Below are 16,137 nucleotides of genomic sequence, written 5' to 3'. Positions count from 1 at the left end.
GTTAGCTACTGGCCTCGGCGGATTCAGTCGTTGGCGCGAGAAAGTCCCATTCGCGGATGGCGAAGCCAACGATCTGGATACGCCGTTGAAGGTGCTCCCACTCGCGGGCTATTTCACGGCGCCGATCTTCCTCGTCACTGTCAAGGGACTCGTCAGCGAGCGTTCCGCGAAGCTGGTTCGGTGACTCGACGCCGAATTCGTCCTCCCAGTCGCGAATCTGCGTCTTCATATCGGCGAGCCGGTCCGTAAGCTCCTCGACAGTGTGACCGCTGTCTCGAAGACGCATCGCCTCTTGCATCGCTTGACGGCGATAATCAGGGTAATACGTCGTGTGAGTACCGCTTTCGTCACGGTGGAGGATACCGTCGTCGACGAGCCGATCGAGGACGCGCTTAGTTGGTTCGTGTGACCAGCCCGCTTCCGAGGCGATCCAGTTGGCCGTCTGAGGCTCCGAAAGCTGCCGAACAACCATCCTCACGCGGTCTTCACCCGTGGTCTGGCGTTCCATCAGGCCCTTGGTGTTCGATTCGTCTTCGGACATACAACACCGTTCGTGCTTTGCCTTAATATAGGTTGAGGTCATTAGCTCTATTTCGAATACGTTTCTTCGCCATCGCCCCGACCTCGGCTGAGGAGAGTCAGAGAAATCTCGAACCCTGTTCTTGACGGTTCTACCCCGGGGGAAGCGCCGTCGTAAGGGAGATGTAGCATTCGTGCTTACCCGACGGCGGCGGGGTACTTCAAAGTGGTCGTGATTACCGGAATAATCTGGACCACTCGATGTATTCAGCCTGTCCGCAGGATTCGAGAGTTTGGAGTCTCCTAACACCGAATTTCTACAGCAAGCAAATTTATACACCATATATCGATATACACAATTTCGCGCGCAGTTCGCCGGGTCGATTCCGACGACCGCCCGCTCTTGTGACGGAGCGTTCGAACAGGACTCAGGCCATCGCGTCGGACGAAATTTCGGGGTGGCTCCGGTAGAACTCGACGAGCTCGTCGACGTAGCTTCGGAACGGCGGACAACGGACCTCACTTCCGTGGAGGCCTCGGGCTGCGTTCTCGCAGGTGTAGCTCGTCGGGTGGACGAAGTAGTCGAGCGCCGCGGGTTCGACTCCCAGCGCGCGTTCAAGTCGGGGAGATGATTCCAGCGCAAATCGCGAGACGCCCAGCGATGAGGGGACTGCGAGCACCCGCTTGTCGAGTGCGTCGCCGAACGCTCGGACCATTTCGGCGACGGTCGGCGGGTTCGGGTCGCAGAGCTGGTACACCTCGCCGCAGGCGTCCTCGCGGGCGCTCAGGTGGTCGATGGCGTCCACCACGAAGTTCCGCGGGACGACGTTCACCTCGTAGGCTCCCGGGTCGCCGAAGACCGGCAGGATGGCCACGCGCGGTTGGCGGGCGAGCAGTCCGAGGACGTGGTACGGGCCGTCGTACTTCTGGGTCGCGCCGGTCTTGCTGTCGCCGACGGTGATCGCCGGGCGGTATATCGTGGCCGGAAGACCGTCGTCCATCCGGTCCTGTACCTCGACCTCCGCGAGGAACTTGGTCTCCTCGTAGTGATTGTTGAACGACTGGCCCACATCCAGATCACGGTGGGTGAACGTTCCGTCGTGGCGACCGCTCACGTAGCAGGTGCTGACGTAGTGGAATCCTCGGAGGTCGCCGATTCCGTCGGCGAAGTCGAGGACGTTGCGCGTCCCCTCGACGTTGACCGCCATCCCTACGTCGCGAGGGACGCCGAGGTCGTAGACGGCCGCGAGGTGGTACACCTCGACCGCGTCGGCCCGGAGGTCGTCGTAGTCGTTACCGAGGCCGAGGTCGTCCTCGGTGATGTCGCCGGTGTGGAGTTCGACGCGGTCGGGGTCGGCGAGTTCTGCCGCCCGAGATTCCGCGAGGTCGCGGTACCGGTCTTGGACGAGACACCGAATCGGCAGGGCGGTCCGGTCCAGCAGGCGCGCGACCAGTTCGGAGCCGAGGAACCCCGGGAACCCCGTGAGGAAGACGGACGCCATCACCGCACCCCCGGCAGTCGCTCCATCAGACGGAGCGCCGACGACATCCCCCTCGCGTACCATCCCTTCGGGAGCCAGTCGGGCGGCCGAATAGACCCGGCGCGCTGCTCGGCGACCGTCTGGGACTCGGTGTACTTCAGGAACCCCTCGCGGCCGTGTCGGCGTCCCAGCCCCGAGTCCTTCATCCCGCCCATCGGCGCGTCCACCGAGCCCCACGCCGCGGCGTACGCGTCGTTGACGTTGACCGTGCCGCACTCGATGCGTCTGGCCATCTCTCGACCGCGGTCACTGTCGGCAGTCCAGACGCTCGCGTTCAGGCCGTACGCCGAGTCGTTCGCCAGGGCGACTGCCTCGTCCGCGAAGTCGAACGGTCGAACCGAGACGACCGGCCCGAACGTCTCCTCACGGGCGATGTCCATCTCGCCGGAGACGCCGGACAGCACCGTCGGCTCGTAGAAGTACGGCCCGATGTCGGGTCGGGCGCGACCCCCGACGAGGAGATCTGCGCCCTTCCCGACGGCGTCGTCGACGTGGGCCTCGACGGTTTCCAATTGGTCGGCCGAGACGAGGCTCCCGACGTCGGCCTTCCAGTCGTAGCTCGCACGGAGGTCGATAGCGCGCGTTCGCCGTACGAACCGGTCGAGAAAGTCGTCGTACACCTCCCGCTGAACGTAGAGGCGCTCGAACGAGATGCAGAGCTGACCGGCGTTCGTGAAACACCCATGGACCGCACCCGCCGCGGCGGCGTCGAGGTCGGCGTCGGCCAGCACGACCATCGGGTTCTTGCCGCCAAGTTCGAGCGAGCAGTCCACGAGATTCTCGCCAGCTCGTCGCGCGACCTCGCGGCCGGTCTCGGTGCTCCCCGTGAAACAGACGTAGTCGACCTCGTCGACGAGCGCTGGCCCGACCTCGCTCCCCCGGCCGGTGACGACTTCGAAGACGCCCTCGGGGAGGCCAGCCTCCTCAAGCAGTTCGCGGACGAGCAGGGCGGCGAACGGGGTCTCGCTCGCGGGCTTCAGCACGACCGAATTTCCCGCGAGCAGGGCAGGAATCGCGTCCGAGACCGCGAGCGTGAGCGGGTAGTTCCACGGGGAGATGACGCCGACGACGCCGACGGGATGGCGGTGTTCGACCGTGCGAGTCAGCAACGGGAGCGCTCCCTTCCGGTCCACGGAGCCGAGATACTGTTCCGCGCGGTGGGCGTAGTGACGGGCGTTGGTCGCCACGTCCATCAGCTCCTCGAAGGCGTCGATTCGTGCCTTCCCGCTCTCGAGTTGGGTCACGTCGAGGAGTTCCGCCCGGCGGTCGAAGACGAGGTCGTGGAATTGCAGGAGGACCGCCGCGCGCTCGTCGACGGGGCGGTCGGCCCAGTCGGCCTGCGCGTCGCGGGCGCGCTTGACCGCCGCTCGAACGTCTGCGGGCGCGCAGGACGGAACCGTTCCGATGGCTTTGCCCGTGTAGGGAGCCTCGACGGTGAATTCGGAGCCGCCGGGGTTGGCCGGAACGGTCGCCGCGAGCTGCGAGAGGCGACCGGTGGTGATGGAGCCGGGAAGCGCGTCCGAGTGTGAGGCCATAGCCGACGGTCGGCCCGAACGGACATCAACGTTCTGACACGGCGAGAAACGCGTCGAGTGTTCACTCTCGGTGACGGCCTCGGGCTCCGGGACCGTCGGTCCCGGAGCCCGGTGGTAGGGCTGACGATGTTCTTGGCCTTCACACGGGTCACCGCGTCGAAATTCGAGGGACGGCTGTCGTGACGGTAGCCTCCCGCGACGCCGTGAGCCTTTTCGGAGCGAAGCCACAGCATTATTGTTCGAATTATACAATTACGATTCCGGTGCCGAGTCGCACCCTGCTCGTCGGCCTCCTGATGTTCGGCGTAGCGGAGACCCCTCGGAACGCGTTCCATGTTCACAAATCGGTGCCGGTCAGGTACGATTATAGTGTAATGTTGTGAAATCTGTACACAATCCTTTTAACGGTACAACACCTACGTACAGACGATAACGATGCCAGATTCGATGTCCGAACAACTCCAGCAAGACATGGCGTGCGAGGGACTACTCGAGTGCTTCCACGGCCTCAAGCAACTCGACAAAGAGTGTTTCCAAGCGCTCGTGAGCGCACCGGAACCGCTCACGGTGGACGAGATAGCGGACACGGTCGGTAAGGAGCGCTCGACCGCGTACCGTGCCGTTCAACGCCTACTCCAGACGGGGTTCATCCAGAAGGAGCAGGTCAACTACGAGCAGGGCGGCTACCGCCACGTCTACTCCCCGACCGACGCCTCGGAGATCACGAACGACATGCAGCGGATGCTCAACGACTGGTACGCCAAGATGGGTCAGCTCATTCAGGAGTTCGAGACGAAGTACGAGCGGGACGACGCGATGCCGCACGCGGAGGGTTGACATCCTCCGAGGGGGTTGGGCTACCGTCCCACTCGAACCGCACGGCTCGTGCCATCGGGGGTTGTGGACGCCCCGAACGTGACCCACCCGACCGTTCGAGGCTATCGGGCCGATGGTCGAGTGGGAGTGTCCGACTAATCCACGGGAAACCTCGGGGCTTGTCCCCGAGGCGGGTCACGGCATTTCAGGGAACGAGTTTCCGCAGGAAGGACAGCAGACGGTACGGTACCGTGTTCTCGTCGTAGTGTCGCCAACCGGTGTATCCGCCGGTCAGTGTCGTCGCGTCGTATCCCCTTGCTTCGAGGTGGGCCGTCGCTTTCTGCGCGACTATCCCGGCTTTGCAAACCGTCACTACCTCGCGGTCGTTCGGAATCCGGTCCAGATGCTCGTCGAGGGATGCGGTGTCGCCCCGTCGTAGGTCGCCGTAGACCGGGACGTTGACGCTCCCTTCGACGTGTTCGCGCTGGTAATTCTCGCGCGGACGAATGTCGATGACGAACACGTCATCGACCGAACGGCGGGCGTCGAGTTCCGACGGACTAATCTTGCTCATCGAACCCAATTTAGGGCGATACCGCCTTACCTGTGACGCTCTCTCGGGAAGGACTAGCTGGCGGGAAGTACCGTGAGTACGACTTCAGCAGGACCTCGGATCGGTCGTCACGGCCCTGCAAGAGACTCTCGATTCGGTTGGAGTGCACGAATCGCTCTCAAGCTACGACAACGGGGAATAGCGGAGGAAAGGCGGTACCTTTCGAACGTAGTTAGTCGAGAAGCTATCGGCTGTACCCCCGCCCTGAAGGGTGGGGTTTAGCCTCGAATTTCCAATAATTCGCCGAGCTTTTCGAACTTCGGCCCCGGATACGCCTTCGGGCTCTGTGAGACACCGTGGCGCGCCCAGCTGGCGGCCTGTTCCAGCGCAATGGTCGCTGGGTCAAGGAACGGGACGCCGAGTCGTTCCCGAATCTCTTCGTGGCGTTGTGCGAACGAGAGGCTCATACAGCCCGGGAACAGCGCCTCGGCGCCGTCCTCCTCGACCGCGGCCCGCCCTTCCGCGACCATCCGCTCGACCAAATCATCGGATTTGTGATCTATCGACTCGACCGGGGCGTCGACCGAGCGGACACTGACACATCGGTCGCCCAGCCCGTACTCCTCGGCCTGCTCCGCAGACATCGGGACGAGTTCGTCCAGAACCGTCAGCCAGCCGAACGAGTGGGAGACCTGCGCTGCAGTGTAGAACGTCGACTCGGCGGGACCGACCACGGGAATTTCGAGGAGTTCCCGTAGCGGACGCAGTCCCGGGTCGCCGAAACACCCGATAACGAGCGCGTCGTAGTCGGCTTCGATGTCGTACGCGCCTTTCATCGCGCCGACGACGCACCACGCCTCCTCGACGCCGCTCTCGATGCTCGACGGGCCGGGACCCGGTGCTTCCACGACGTCGACGTTAACGTGATTCGGGGTCAGTTCGTTCGCGATGCGTTCGCGGCGATTCCGCTCTTCGTTCGCCAGTCCCGTGCCAGGCACGAGGTAGACAACGTCGGTCATTGTATCGATGTGTTCGGTGATTCGTCGGTCGAATTCGCGGGCACAGCTAGCGGTCCCGTCGACCGCTGTGACCGTCGGAATCGTAATCTCACTCCGCGAATTCGCTACTCACCACCGTAGCAATTGAATAGCACTCTATAATAATACTGGGTTTGGGGAAATCCGGGGATTCGTCGAATCCGCCCTCTTCCCGTCGTTCATGGTGATTTCCCTATGGTTTCTTTAGCGTGGAACGCACACGCTTATGCGTGACTCACTCAGAGAACATCGACGATATCGACAGTCTCATCCTCCAGATACTCTCGTCGGACCCCCGTGCCCCGTACTCGGAAATCGCGGAGAAGGTACAACAGGCCGGTTACGAGATGAGTAGCGAGGGAATCCGATATCGGGTGTCGAAGCTCATCGACACGACCACCGTGTTCTTCCTCCTCGACCCCGAGGACATCAGATGGGAGATCGTACGAATCGCCGTCGAAGCGGTCGACGAGGAAGGGGCGAAAGACGAGGTGTTCCGGATGCTCGGGGAGATGCGGTTCTGGCATGTGGTCCGCGGAATCGGCACGTACGACGTGTACGCGGTAGGGATGGCACCGACGCTCAGAGAGATCGACGACCTAGTCACGGAAGTCGAAGAGTCCGATGCCGTCGAGCGGGTCGACCATATCGTCGTGACCGAACGTGACAGTAGCATGGGTGACTACTACTTCTCTTCGAATCCGTTAGATACATCAGAGGACTAATCTTAACACGAGTACAACGAATATCTATGACAGAGTACGGTTGCAAGGTGTGTCGCGTCCTCGATAGATACGGTCTCGATACCTACGAGGACCGTCTCGTCGAACAATGGACCGCTGACGCCGAAAATCGAAAGGGGTACCGAGCACTCGCGGAGGAACTCAACGTCACGCTTCTCCGAAACGAGATGGACCGCGCGGGACTGGAGACCCTAGGTGGAGAAGCTCAGTCGAAGTACGAACGCCTACAGGACGACAGCGTGACGGCGACCGAAGTCGAGAACGTGTTGCGTCGAGAGGGAGTCCCGATAGAACAGTTACAGGACGATTTCGTCTCGTATGGGGTCGTTCGGACCCACCTCGTCGACTGTCTGGGTTTAGAGGCCGAGCAGACGCAGGGGGAGTGGGAGCGGGACGCCATCGCTATCACGGCCAGTCGAGCGGAGGAGAAAGCGTCTGAGGCAGTTCGCTCCTTACTGAACAAAGGCGAGCTCGCGGTCGGTGCAGACATCACGGTTCACGCGACGATAGAAGTCGAGTGCGAGGACTGTCACACTCAGGTCCCCGTAGAGCGGGCCCTCCGACGGGGGTATGTCTGTCAATGTACGGAGTGAAACGATGACGGAACTGTCCCTTCAGGTTCGAAACATCGGTGGTATCGAAGCGTTGGAAGCGACGTTCGAGGACGGCGTCGTCCTCGTCGCTGGCCCGAACGCGTCGAACAAGACGTCGCTACTGAAGGCGCTCTCGTTCGCACTTGGGAGCGACGATGTCCCGATTCGAAGCGGTGCGGCGTGCGCCGAAGTGACGCTGTCGTACGGCGACCGGACCGTCGTTCGAACGGCGGAGCGAAACGGTGCAGGCGTTTCGATCTCCGGCGACCCGTGGATACCGGGCGACGACTCGGACGCGCTCGTCACGTTCGCTACACTTCTGGAGTTCAATCCGCTGAGAGCCGCCGTCCGCAACGGACGCCCGTTCGAGGAAGCGCTAAAGGCCCCGCTCGACCTCGAATCGCTCGAAGCCGAGCGGTCGGCCAAGATGAGTGAGAAGCGCGACCTGCAGGACCGACTGAGTCGACTCGACGGCGTGGAATCGGAGTTCGACCGGGTTCGCGAGGAACTGTCGTCAAAGCGCGACCGCATCGAGGAACTCGAACGCGAACTCGACTCGCTCGAAGAGCGTCGCTCGGATTCGACCGACTCCGACGAGGAGCTCGACCGCCTGCGCGAGAAACGCGCGAAACTCGTCGGAGAGCGGGACACCCAGCGGCGACGGGTCGAGACGACCGAGGACGCGATCTCCCGATTAGAGGACGAACTCGAACAGGTGGACGACCGCATCGCCGAGGCTGAAGAACGGGTGGCCGGACACGACGTCGAGTCCTTACGGGCCGAAAAAGAGCAACTGCAACAGAGCGTCGCCGAGCGACGAGACCGAGTAGAGGTGCTTCAGTCGGTCCTGACCGCGAACCGCGAGATGCTCAACAGCGACTTCACGGGCGTCGTCGGTCGGGAGCGGACGTTGATGGGCGATACGTACTCGTGTTGGGCGTGCGGTCAGGAAGCCGCCGACAGCGACTTCGAGGAGACGCTCGAGGACCTCGTCGAACTCGTCGAGGAGGACCGCGAGAAGCTCGATGAGTACCGGCCCAGAATTCGAGAGCTGGAGTCCGAGATCGAAGCCGCCCGGGACGCGGAATCGTCGCTCAGGGAGCGACGCGACCAGCGCCAGGATATCGAGGATTCGCTCGCGGAGCGCCGGGAGTCCTTGGAGGTACAACGCGAGCGCCTTCGGGAGGTCGAGTCGGACCTCCGTGACGTTACCGCCGACATCGAGGAACACGAGCGCGAGCGAGCCGACACCGAATCCGATATCGCCAGCGAGATAGAGGACGTTCGGGTGACGCTCCAGACGGTCCAGAACGAGGTCGACCGGCTCGAAGACCGCCGTGAGGAACTCACAGAGCGGGTCGAAGAGCGCCGGAACCTCCGCGACGATGTCGAAGCGCTCCGGTCGGAGATCACCGAGCTCACCCAGCGGATCGAGAACGCCGAACAGGAGCTTCGGACGTCTTTCAACGAGACGATGGACGACTTGGTCGGGTTGCTCGGATTCGAACGCATACAACGAATCTGGCTGGACGGTGACTTCGAGCTGGTAATCGCTCGGGAGACGGACGGGAGCGTCCAGCGCGAGAGCGTCGAACACCTCGCCGAGAGCGAGCGGGAACTCATCGGGCTGGTTCTCGGACTGGCGGGGTACCTGACCTACGATCTGCCCGAGCAGGTCCCGATGCTCGCGCTGGACTCGTTCGGCGCGTTCGACATCTCTCGGGCACAGCGGCTCCTCGAATACATCTCTGACGTCGCCGGACACGTCCTGGTCGCGGTCCATCCGGACCGGGCGGCGGAACTCGATTTCCCCGTATCGGAAGTGACGGCATTCCTCACTTCACAAGCGTAATCCTCCGTCTTCTCACTCGACTCCGGAGATGTCAAACAGTGCCTTGCCAATCCGTCACAATATCACCGGAACGGATTACTGTATGAGAGGGGACCAGCCCGATAAATAACTTCCTTAGGGCGTTAATAATTGCGGTCGCAGTGGAACTTTCCCCGGAAATTCCAAACTCCATTCTGGCACTCGGGAGCACACCACTCGACACGGAAGCCCGGCGCGTCGTCTGCCAACCTCGTGGAACTCGGCGAAGAAGCGGAGAACGAAGCGATTGTGGTGTTCATTTGGCCGCCACCCGAACTATTTAGTCCGTGATTTACTCACACGGACGTACGGCTGGACGAGAAAGTCATGTATGCCAACATAAACGGCGCGGAGTTGTACTACGAGGTACTGGGCGAAGAGAACGACGATGCGATCATGGTTCTCCACGGTGGCCCGGGAATCAGCGACCACCAGAAGGGAAAGAAGGCGTACCGTTCCTTGGCCGACGACTACAAGGTAGTCGTCTACGACCACCGGGGATGCGGGCAGTCGAGTCTGACGCCGCCGTACTCGAACGCCCAGTACGCGAAGGACGCCGAGGCGCTCCGACGACACCTCGGTCTCGGTGAGGTGGTCTTTATCGGCGGCTCGTACGGCGGTTTCATCACGCAGGAGTACGCGATTCGGTATCCGGAGAACCTCGTCGGGTTCGTGCTCCGCGATACTGCACCGACCGGAAAGTACGAGCAGAACGCGTGGGAGAACGCCCGCGAATCGTGGGACGACCTGAAGGAAGCGGACTTCGACATCCCCGATATCACTTGGGAGGAGTTCGAACGCGTCATGGACGGTGACGTCCGTTCGGACGAGGAGTTCGAGCGCATCTGGCTGGGGATGCTCCCCCTCTACGAGCCCGATATCTCCGAGTTCGACGCCGAGGCCGCTCGCGAGGCTGTCGAGTCGCTCGACCTCCACCACGAGACCCACAACGTAATGTTCACCGAAGAGCACCCGGAGATGGACTACACGGACGACCTCCCGGCGGTCGACGTGCCAGCGCTGGTGACGGTGGGTCGCCACGACTGGATCACCCCGCCGGAAGCAAGTCGTGAAATAGCGGACCTGTTGCCCGACGCGCGCTACGTCGTCTTCGAGGAGAGCGGTCACTCGCCGAATCTGGACCAGCAGGAAGAATACCTCGCGCGGGTCCGCGAGTTCTTCGACGATATCGGGTTCGGCCTCGGAGGTGCATCGGCGTGACGGGAGTGAGCGACCCGGACGTGATGAACGTCGCCGACGCAGTCAGCGTCTCCTGGCGGACCGTCGACGGCGGCGAGCGACTCACCTACGTCGAGCGCGAAACGGGGACCGACACCATCTGGGAGTACCGCTCGGACATCCGCGCGTCCGAGCGAGTCGTCTCGTTCGACGACCGCGTCTCTGGCCGGTGGGGACGCATCGACTGGAACGCCGACGGGACGAAGGTCACGTACACGCGCGGCGGGGACGTCCACGTCTACGACACCGAAACCGGGGCGGAGACGACGCCAGCGCCCAGCGACGCGTTCGACAGCGAACCTCGCTGGGCGCCGAGCGGCGACGAACTCGCGTTCATCTCGGGCCGGGGCGACGCCAACGACGTGTGGCGGGTGAACGCCGACGGGACCGGCCTCGAACGGGTCACGGAGGGTGCGAACCCCCACGACGACAAGCGGTGGGAACCGTCGTGGAGCCCGGACGGGGACAGCATCGCGTACGTCGCCGCCGACGAGTGGCACGGACGCGACTGGGCCGACGAGGCCCATGTGGTCCACCTCCCGAGCGGGAAGGACGAGCAACTCACCACCGGGCTCTCGGTGACGAGCGTCCCCTCGTGGGGTCCGGACGGCGAACGCGTCGCGTTCTTCACCAAGCGAGTGGCCGAACCGTGGTATCGCCACTCCGAGGACATTCACGTCGTCGACCTCCGGACGGGGACTCGGCGCGTCTATCCCGTCGAGGCATCCCACAGGTACAACGTGCAACAGCCCCTCTGGGCGCCCGACGGCGGGAAGCTGTACTATCCGGTGCGAGAACGCGGAACCCAACAGCTCGAAGCGATACTCCTCCACAACGACAGCGACGCCGAGGGCGTACCGACTCGACTGACGGTCCACGACGGCGTCTTCGGGGCCGGACCGGTTCGGCTCTCGCCGAGCGGCGACACCCTCGGGTTCGTGTACGCCGAGCAGGACGAGCCGTCGCACATCAGGCGGCTGTCGACCGCGGGCGGGGACCCCGAGAGACTCCGTGCGCCCGATACGCCGGACGGGGTCGTCGTTCCGGAGAACGTGACCTACGAGTCCTTCGACGGGATGTACATCAACGCCTACGTCTACAAGCCGGACGAGGTGGACGAAACCAATCCCGCGCCGACGCTCGTTCAGGTCCACGGGGGGGCACACTTCCAGTTCGGGAATGGCTGGCATCCCATGGAGCAGTATCTCGCCGCCCGCGGGTTCGTCGTCGTCGGAATCGACTTCCGTGGGAGCGGCGGGTACGGTCGTTCCTTCCAGGAACTCTCGATGGGCGACTGGGAAGGCGGCGAAGTGAAGGACGCCCGCGAGGCGGCGCGGTTCGCGCGCGACCTTCCGTACACCACCGACGAAGTCGGTATCTACGGCGGGTCGTGGGGCGGATTCATGACGCTACAGTCGATTTCGCAGTATCCGGACGTCTGGGACGCCGCCGTCGAGTGGTACGGCGTCGTCAATCAGTTCACCGACTACGAGGCGGTCGACCGCGTCGGTCGACTGCTCACCGAGCGTGACCTCGGGGGGAGCCCCGAGCAGGTCGAGGAGCGATATCACGGTGCGTCGAGCCACTGGCGACTCGACGAGGTGACGGCACCGCTCGCCGTCCTTCACGGTGCCGACGACGAGCGAGTCCCAATCAATCAGGCCGAGGAACTGATCGATTTCTTCGAGGGTGGACCCGTCCCGTTCGAGGCGACCATCTACGAGAGTGAAGGACACGGGTTCCGCGACGCGGAAAACCGACGGGATGCTGTCCGTAGAACCGCAGACTGGTTCGACCGTCATCTCGGGTAATCCGAATCGTTTTCTGGTTGGCCAAAACTTATATACCCACTCACTAAATTGAGAATCGGTAACAAGCACTATGCGTATTGATAGCCCCCACTCAGAGCGGCGCGACCTGCTCAAGTACCTCGGCGCTGGCGGTCTCGTCGGACTCGCGGGTTGCACCAGTAGCGAATCGGGTGGAGACGAACAGGACACGACGACCGAATCCTCAACGACCGAATCCTCGTCGACCGATACAGAGGACGACTCGGGGGAGGCCTCGCGTGACGGAATGCCCGTCGTCGGAATCGGCAACGAGCCACGCGGGTTCAATCCCCTCACCATCTCGGACTCCTCGGCATGGGCGATCATGGACCAGTTGTACGTCTATCCGACAGTCAGGGACCCGGACGACCCCAACGAGACGGTCGGATTCGCGTTCAGCGATTGGGAGTTCGACCCCGACTCGCTCACCGGAAGCGCGACGATACGCGAGGGCATGACGTGGACCGACGGCGAGGACTTCACGGCAGACGACGTCGCGTTCACCTTCGAGTACCTGATGGAGAACGAGGGCCACCGGTTCGAGGCGAACGTGGGCAACTTCGAGGAAATCACCGCGACTGACACCCACGAGATCGAGTTCACGCTTCAGGACGAAGTCGCCGCAGTATTCACCCCGGATACCGGCGCGTTCGCGGTGCCGATACTCCCCGAACATGTCTGGAGCGAAGTCGACGACTACACCGAGTACGCCCCCGACAGCATCGTGGGTGCGGGCGGGTTCGAGTGGGAAGACGCCAGCGAAGGCAACTGGTACGAGCTGTCGGCCCGCCCCGACGCGCTCCCCGACGAGATACACGAGGGGCCGTACGTCGACGGACTCCGGTTCCGCGTGTTCGGTGAGACGACCGCGCTCATCAACAGCCTGAAGAACGGAGAAGCCGACCTCACCTACGACTCGATTACTCCGAACCGGGCGTTCCAGCTCCAGGACAGCGACGACGTGACGGTCTGGGACGCCCCGAGCCGCGGGTACAACTACATCGCGCTCAACATGCGTCGGGTCCCGTTCGACGACAGGGCCTTCCGTCAGAGTCTCGGCTTCGTCTACCCGTACGATTATCTGGTCAACAACCTCCGGAAGGGACTGTCGACGCCGGGCGACTACGCCGCCGCGAACGTGTACGACCCGTGGCGGCCCGACGACTTCGAGACCCCGTTCGAACACGGCCCCCATCAGACCGAAGACGGCAAACTCGACGTCGAACGCGTCCGGTCGTTCCTGGAGAACGCAGACGGCGAGCACGACTACACGTTCGACTCCGTCGAGTCCTCAGAGGTGACCGGCGACAAGGAGATTCGCGTCGACGGCGAACTCCTGACCGAGGCCCACACGGACAACGACGGCGAGTCCGGACAGGGACCGCTCAAGATGATGCTCACCCCGCCCAGCGCCTCTCCTGTCGTCGCGAGGGCGTGTGCCCGGTTCGTCGAGAACCTCAACGAGGTCGGGATACCGGCCGAACAGGAACCGGTCGCGGAGAACAGCCAGACGTCTCGCGTTCAGGGTAACGAGGACTTCGACATGTGGGAGTCCCAGTGGATCTACATGCCCAAACCGCACATGTACCTCGGATTCTGGCTCCACAGCTCGCGAGCCGACCTCGAGAGCGAGACCGAGGACGTTCACCTCAACCCGATGGGATACACGGGGGCAGACGACCTCATCACCGAGGTTCAGAGCACGTACGATCCGGAAGAACAACAGGCCGCGACTCGGGAAGCGCTCGCGACCATCTACCAGGACGCACCTGCGCTCATCACCGAGTACCCCAACCGGCTTCACGCGACGACGAACACGTACGACGGTTGGGTGAAGATGCCGGGCGGTATCTCCCAGAACCCCTGGTCGTACCTCAACGTGAGCACGCAGGAGTAGTAACCGAGTAACTAATCTCCCCATCACACTCCATGGCACGGCTAACTGGACGATACGTCCTCCGACGGCTACTCATAAGCTGCGTCACTATTTACGCGCTGGCGACCCTGCTGTTCGGGCTCCTGCACGCGATGCCGGGGAGTCCAATCGACTCGCTCGTCGGGCCCAGCATGACGTCCGAGCAGATACAGCGTCTCGAGGGACAGTTTGGACTGAACGAACCGCTCTGGCAACAGTACGTCGATTTCATCCGAAACTACCTCGTGTTCGATTTCGGAACGTCGGTTTCGACGCTCGAACCAGTGAACGAGCGCATCCTCGAGCGACTGTTCCCCACGCTCATCCTGTTCGTTCCCGCATTCATCTTGCAGTACAGCATCGGGACGATACTTGGGACGTACTTCGGGTGGAAGCGGGGCAGTAAGGTCGAACTCGGCGGATTCGTCGCCGGACTGACCCTCTACAGCATCCCGTTTTTCTGGCTCGGATGGATACTCATCGGCGTGTTCGCCTACGAGCTGAACGTGTTGCCGTCGGGTCAGATGCTTCCGCCGTACGTCAACGAGTTCACATGGTTCGAGGCCGTCACCAAACTCGTCCTGCATCTGACGCTACCGGTACTCTCGCTCGCGCTCATCGGCTGGGCTGGCCCGATGCTGATCATGCGAACGACGATGCAAGACGTCGTCGACGCCGACTACATCGACTTCGCGCGGGCGCAGGGATACCCCGAATCGACGGTGATGACCAAGTTCGGCGCGCGAAACGCGCTCATCCCCGTCGTCACGCAGGCGATCATCGGTATCGCGTTCATGATAGACGGGAGCGTCATCGTAGAGACTGTGTTCTCGTGGCCGGGCATCGGCGAACTACTCGTCGATGCCGTCTTCGAGAAGGACCTCCCGACCGCGCTCGCGGCGTTCTACACGCTCGGCGTGCTCATCGTAGTGTTGCGGTTCGTCACTGACATCGTGTACACATACATCGACCCGCGGATAGAGTTCGGAGGGACCGACTGATGGCGACGAGTGACGCGACTGATTCACGGCTCGACCGCTTCCGAGACCGGATGACCCCGTGGCTCATCGGCCTGCGGCGGACCTGGGACCAGTTCACCGAGTCGCCTCTGGGACTCGTCGGGCTGTTCATCCTCGCGGCCATCGGCTTCACGGCGGTGTTCGCCCCGTACCTCGCACCGCACTCGCTCGACTGGCAAGCGTATGGCGGCAACCCCTCGTTCGATCAGGCGAGTTCGCTCCCACACCCGCCAGTGTTCGGCGACCCGTTCTTCGCGCCACTGGGAACTGATAGCATGGGTCACGGTATCCTGACGCAACTCATCTACGGGAGCCGGACCGCCCTCTACATCGGACTCGCCGCTGGCCTGCTATCGTCACTGGTCGGCGTCCCTGTGGGCATCGTGAGCGGCTACTACAGCGACACCAAGATAGACGAGGGCATCCAGCGGATCATCGACGTGATGTACGGCCTGCCGTTCCTCCCGCTGGTCATCGTGCTCGTGTTCGTTCGCGGCGTGACGACAACGAACATCATCCTCGCCATCGTCGTCAAATCGTGGTTGAACAACGCAATCGTCATCCGCGGGCAGGTGATGTCGCTGTCCGAGCGGCCGTTCGTCGAGGCGGCGCGCGCGAGCGGTGCGTCCGACCTCCGCATCATGGGCCGCCACATCGTCCCCAACATCCTCCCCATCGGGTTCGTCTACCTCGCCCAGGACGCGGCGTTCGCCATCCTTATTCAGGCGAGTCTCGCGTTCCTCGGGCTCGCGGACTTCACGGACATCTCGTGGGGGACGATGCTCCAGTGGATACAGGTCGAGGGCTACGTGTACACCGCACCGTGGTGGCTCATCCCGCCGGGTGTGATGATCGCGCTATTGGCCGCGTCGTTCTACTTCATCGGATACAGCCTCGAAGACGTCATGAACCCCGGAGGTCGATAACG

Annotated in this window: 14 protein-coding genes; 9 read left to right on the top strand and 5 right to left on the bottom strand. The window is 62.8% G+C overall.

All coding sequences use genetic code 11. The annotated features are described in order from the left end of the window. Position 1: 1 nt before the first annotated feature. The 3 genes from NGM10_RS18080 to NGM10_RS18070 all read right to left on the bottom strand — a co-directional run bounded on the left by NGM10_RS18080 (position 2) and on the right by NGM10_RS18070 (position 3,595). A complete protein-coding gene (locus tag NGM10_RS18080; RefSeq protein WP_253485075.1) occupies positions 2 to 583 on the bottom strand; it encodes a DUF7342 family protein in 582 nt (193 codons plus the stop codon). A 364-nt stretch (positions 584 to 947) separates the two neighbouring features. Further along, positions 948 to 2,021, bottom strand: a complete 1,074-nt coding sequence (locus NGM10_RS18075; protein WP_253485073.1) for an SDR family oxidoreductase — start codon at positions 2,019 to 2,021, stop codon at positions 948 to 950. After that, positions 2,021 to 3,595 carry a succinic semialdehyde dehydrogenase gene (locus NGM10_RS18070; protein WP_253485070.1) on the bottom strand — a complete coding sequence of 525 codons (1,575 nt, stop codon included), beginning with the start codon at positions 3,593 to 3,595 and terminating at the stop codon, positions 2,021 to 2,023. The genes NGM10_RS18075 and NGM10_RS18070 overlap by 1 nt, the downstream gene beginning before the upstream one ends. A 435-nt stretch (positions 3,596 to 4,030) precedes the next feature. Here NGM10_RS18070 and NGM10_RS18065 point away from each other — a divergent pair, with 435 nt between their 5' ends. Beyond that, complete coding sequence (locus tag NGM10_RS18065; RefSeq protein ID WP_253485067.1) at positions 4,031 to 4,432, top strand: helix-turn-helix domain-containing protein; 402 nt, start codon at positions 4,031 to 4,033, stop codon at positions 4,430 to 4,432. 184 nt (positions 4,433 to 4,616) lie between these two features. On the opposite strand, the gene NGM10_RS18060 is transcribed toward NGM10_RS18065, so the two are convergent. Together NGM10_RS18060 and NGM10_RS18055 are read right to left on the bottom strand one after the other, a co-directional pair. Beyond that, positions 4,617 to 4,985, bottom strand: a complete 369-nt coding sequence (locus tag NGM10_RS18060; RefSeq protein WP_253485064.1) for a rhodanese-like domain-containing protein — start codon at positions 4,983 to 4,985, stop codon at positions 4,617 to 4,619. 257 nt (positions 4,986 to 5,242) lie between these two features. Next, entirely contained in the window at positions 5,243 to 5,983 is a 741-nt protein-coding gene (locus NGM10_RS18055; RefSeq protein ID WP_253485061.1) for an aspartate/glutamate racemase family protein, read from the bottom strand. A gap of 248 nt (positions 5,984 to 6,231) precedes the next feature. Here NGM10_RS18055 and NGM10_RS18050 point away from each other — a divergent pair, with 248 nt between their 5' ends. From NGM10_RS18050 to NGM10_RS18015, 8 genes are all read left to right on the top strand, one after another. Further along, positions 6,232 to 6,726, top strand: coding sequence for an Lrp/AsnC family transcriptional regulator (locus NGM10_RS18050; RefSeq protein WP_253485058.1), 495 nt, complete (start codon positions 6,232 to 6,234; stop codon positions 6,724 to 6,726). 26 nt (positions 6,727 to 6,752) lie between these two features. Continuing rightward, positions 6,753 to 7,337, top strand: a complete 585-nt coding sequence (rdfA, locus tag NGM10_RS18045) for a rod-determining factor RdfA (RefSeq protein ID WP_253485055.1) — start codon at positions 6,753 to 6,755, stop codon at positions 7,335 to 7,337. Positions 7,338 to 7,341: 4 nt separating this feature from the next. Beyond that, a complete protein-coding gene (locus tag NGM10_RS18040) occupies positions 7,342 to 9,189 on the top strand; it encodes an archaea-specific SMC-related protein (protein ID WP_253485053.1) in 1,848 nt (615 codons plus the stop codon). Positions 9,190 to 9,534: 345 nt separating this feature from the next. Next, entirely contained in the window at positions 9,535 to 10,428 is an 894-nt protein-coding gene (locus tag NGM10_RS18035; RefSeq protein ID WP_253485050.1) for an alpha/beta fold hydrolase, read from the top strand. Then, the gene (locus tag NGM10_RS18030) at positions 10,425 to 12,257 is read left to right on the top strand and encodes a S9 family peptidase (protein WP_253485047.1); all 1,833 of its coding nucleotides are present in this window, start codon (positions 10,425 to 10,427) and stop codon (positions 12,255 to 12,257) included. The genes NGM10_RS18035 and NGM10_RS18030 overlap by 4 nt, the downstream gene beginning before the upstream one ends. 70 nt (positions 12,258 to 12,327) lie before the next feature. Further along, entirely contained in the window at positions 12,328 to 14,172 is a 1,845-nt protein-coding gene (locus tag NGM10_RS18025; RefSeq protein WP_253485044.1) for an ABC transporter substrate-binding protein, read from the top strand. Between the two features lie 32 nt (positions 14,173 to 14,204). Further along, positions 14,205 to 15,191, top strand: coding sequence for an ABC transporter permease (locus NGM10_RS18020; RefSeq protein ID WP_253485041.1), 987 nt, complete (start codon positions 14,205 to 14,207; stop codon positions 15,189 to 15,191). Then, positions 15,191 to 16,135, top strand: coding sequence for an ABC transporter permease (locus NGM10_RS18015; RefSeq protein WP_253485038.1), 945 nt, complete (start codon positions 15,191 to 15,193; stop codon positions 16,133 to 16,135). Before NGM10_RS18020 ends, NGM10_RS18015 begins: the two co-directional genes overlap by 1 nt. Positions 16,136 to 16,137: the final 2 nt, after the last annotated feature.

Origin of the sequence: Halorussus salilacus, from assembly GCF_024138125.1 — an archaeon.
Classification (GTDB): Archaea; Halobacteriota; Halobacteria; order Halobacteriales; family Haladaptataceae; genus Halorussus; species Halorussus salilacus.
The sequence above is the reverse complement of the archived record's forward strand: the minus strand, read 5'-3'. Positions and strand labels throughout refer to the sequence as shown.

What these genes read in the sequence shown, in the direction of transcription:
- NGM10_RS18080 (WP_253485075.1), bottom strand. Translation starts at nt 583, where the DNA reads ATGACCTCAACCTATATTAAGGCAAAGCACGAACGGTGTTGTATGTCC.
- NGM10_RS18075 (WP_253485073.1), bottom strand. Translation starts at nt 2,021, where the DNA reads ATGGCGTCCGTCTTCCTCACGGGGTTCCCGGGGTTCCTCGGCTCCGAA.
- NGM10_RS18070 (WP_253485070.1), bottom strand. Translation starts at nt 3,595, where the DNA reads ATGGCCTCACACTCGGACGCGCTTCCCGGCTCCATCACCACCGGTCGC.
- NGM10_RS18065 (WP_253485067.1), top strand. Translation starts at nt 4,031, where the DNA reads ATGCCAGATTCGATGTCCGAACAACTCCAGCAAGACATGGCGTGCGAG.
- NGM10_RS18060 (WP_253485064.1), bottom strand. Translation starts at nt 4,985, where the DNA reads ATGAGCAAGATTAGTCCGTCGGAACTCGACGCCCGCCGTTCGGTCGAT.
- NGM10_RS18055 (WP_253485061.1), bottom strand. Translation starts at nt 5,983, where the DNA reads ATGACCGACGTTGTCTACCTCGTGCCTGGCACGGGACTGGCGAACGAA.
- rdfA (WP_253485055.1), top strand. Translation starts at nt 6,753, where the DNA reads ATGACAGAGTACGGTTGCAAGGTGTGTCGCGTCCTCGATAGATACGGT.
- NGM10_RS18040 (WP_253485053.1), top strand. Translation starts at nt 7,342, where the DNA reads ATGACGGAACTGTCCCTTCAGGTTCGAAACATCGGTGGTATCGAAGCG.
- NGM10_RS18035 (WP_253485050.1), top strand. Translation starts at nt 9,535, where the DNA reads ATGTATGCCAACATAAACGGCGCGGAGTTGTACTACGAGGTACTGGGC.
- NGM10_RS18025 (WP_253485044.1), top strand. Translation starts at nt 12,328, where the DNA reads ATGCGTATTGATAGCCCCCACTCAGAGCGGCGCGACCTGCTCAAGTAC.
- NGM10_RS18020 (WP_253485041.1), top strand. Translation starts at nt 14,205, where the DNA reads ATGGCACGGCTAACTGGACGATACGTCCTCCGACGGCTACTCATAAGC.
- NGM10_RS18015 (WP_253485038.1), top strand. Translation starts at nt 15,191, where the DNA reads ATGGCGACGAGTGACGCGACTGATTCACGGCTCGACCGCTTCCGAGAC.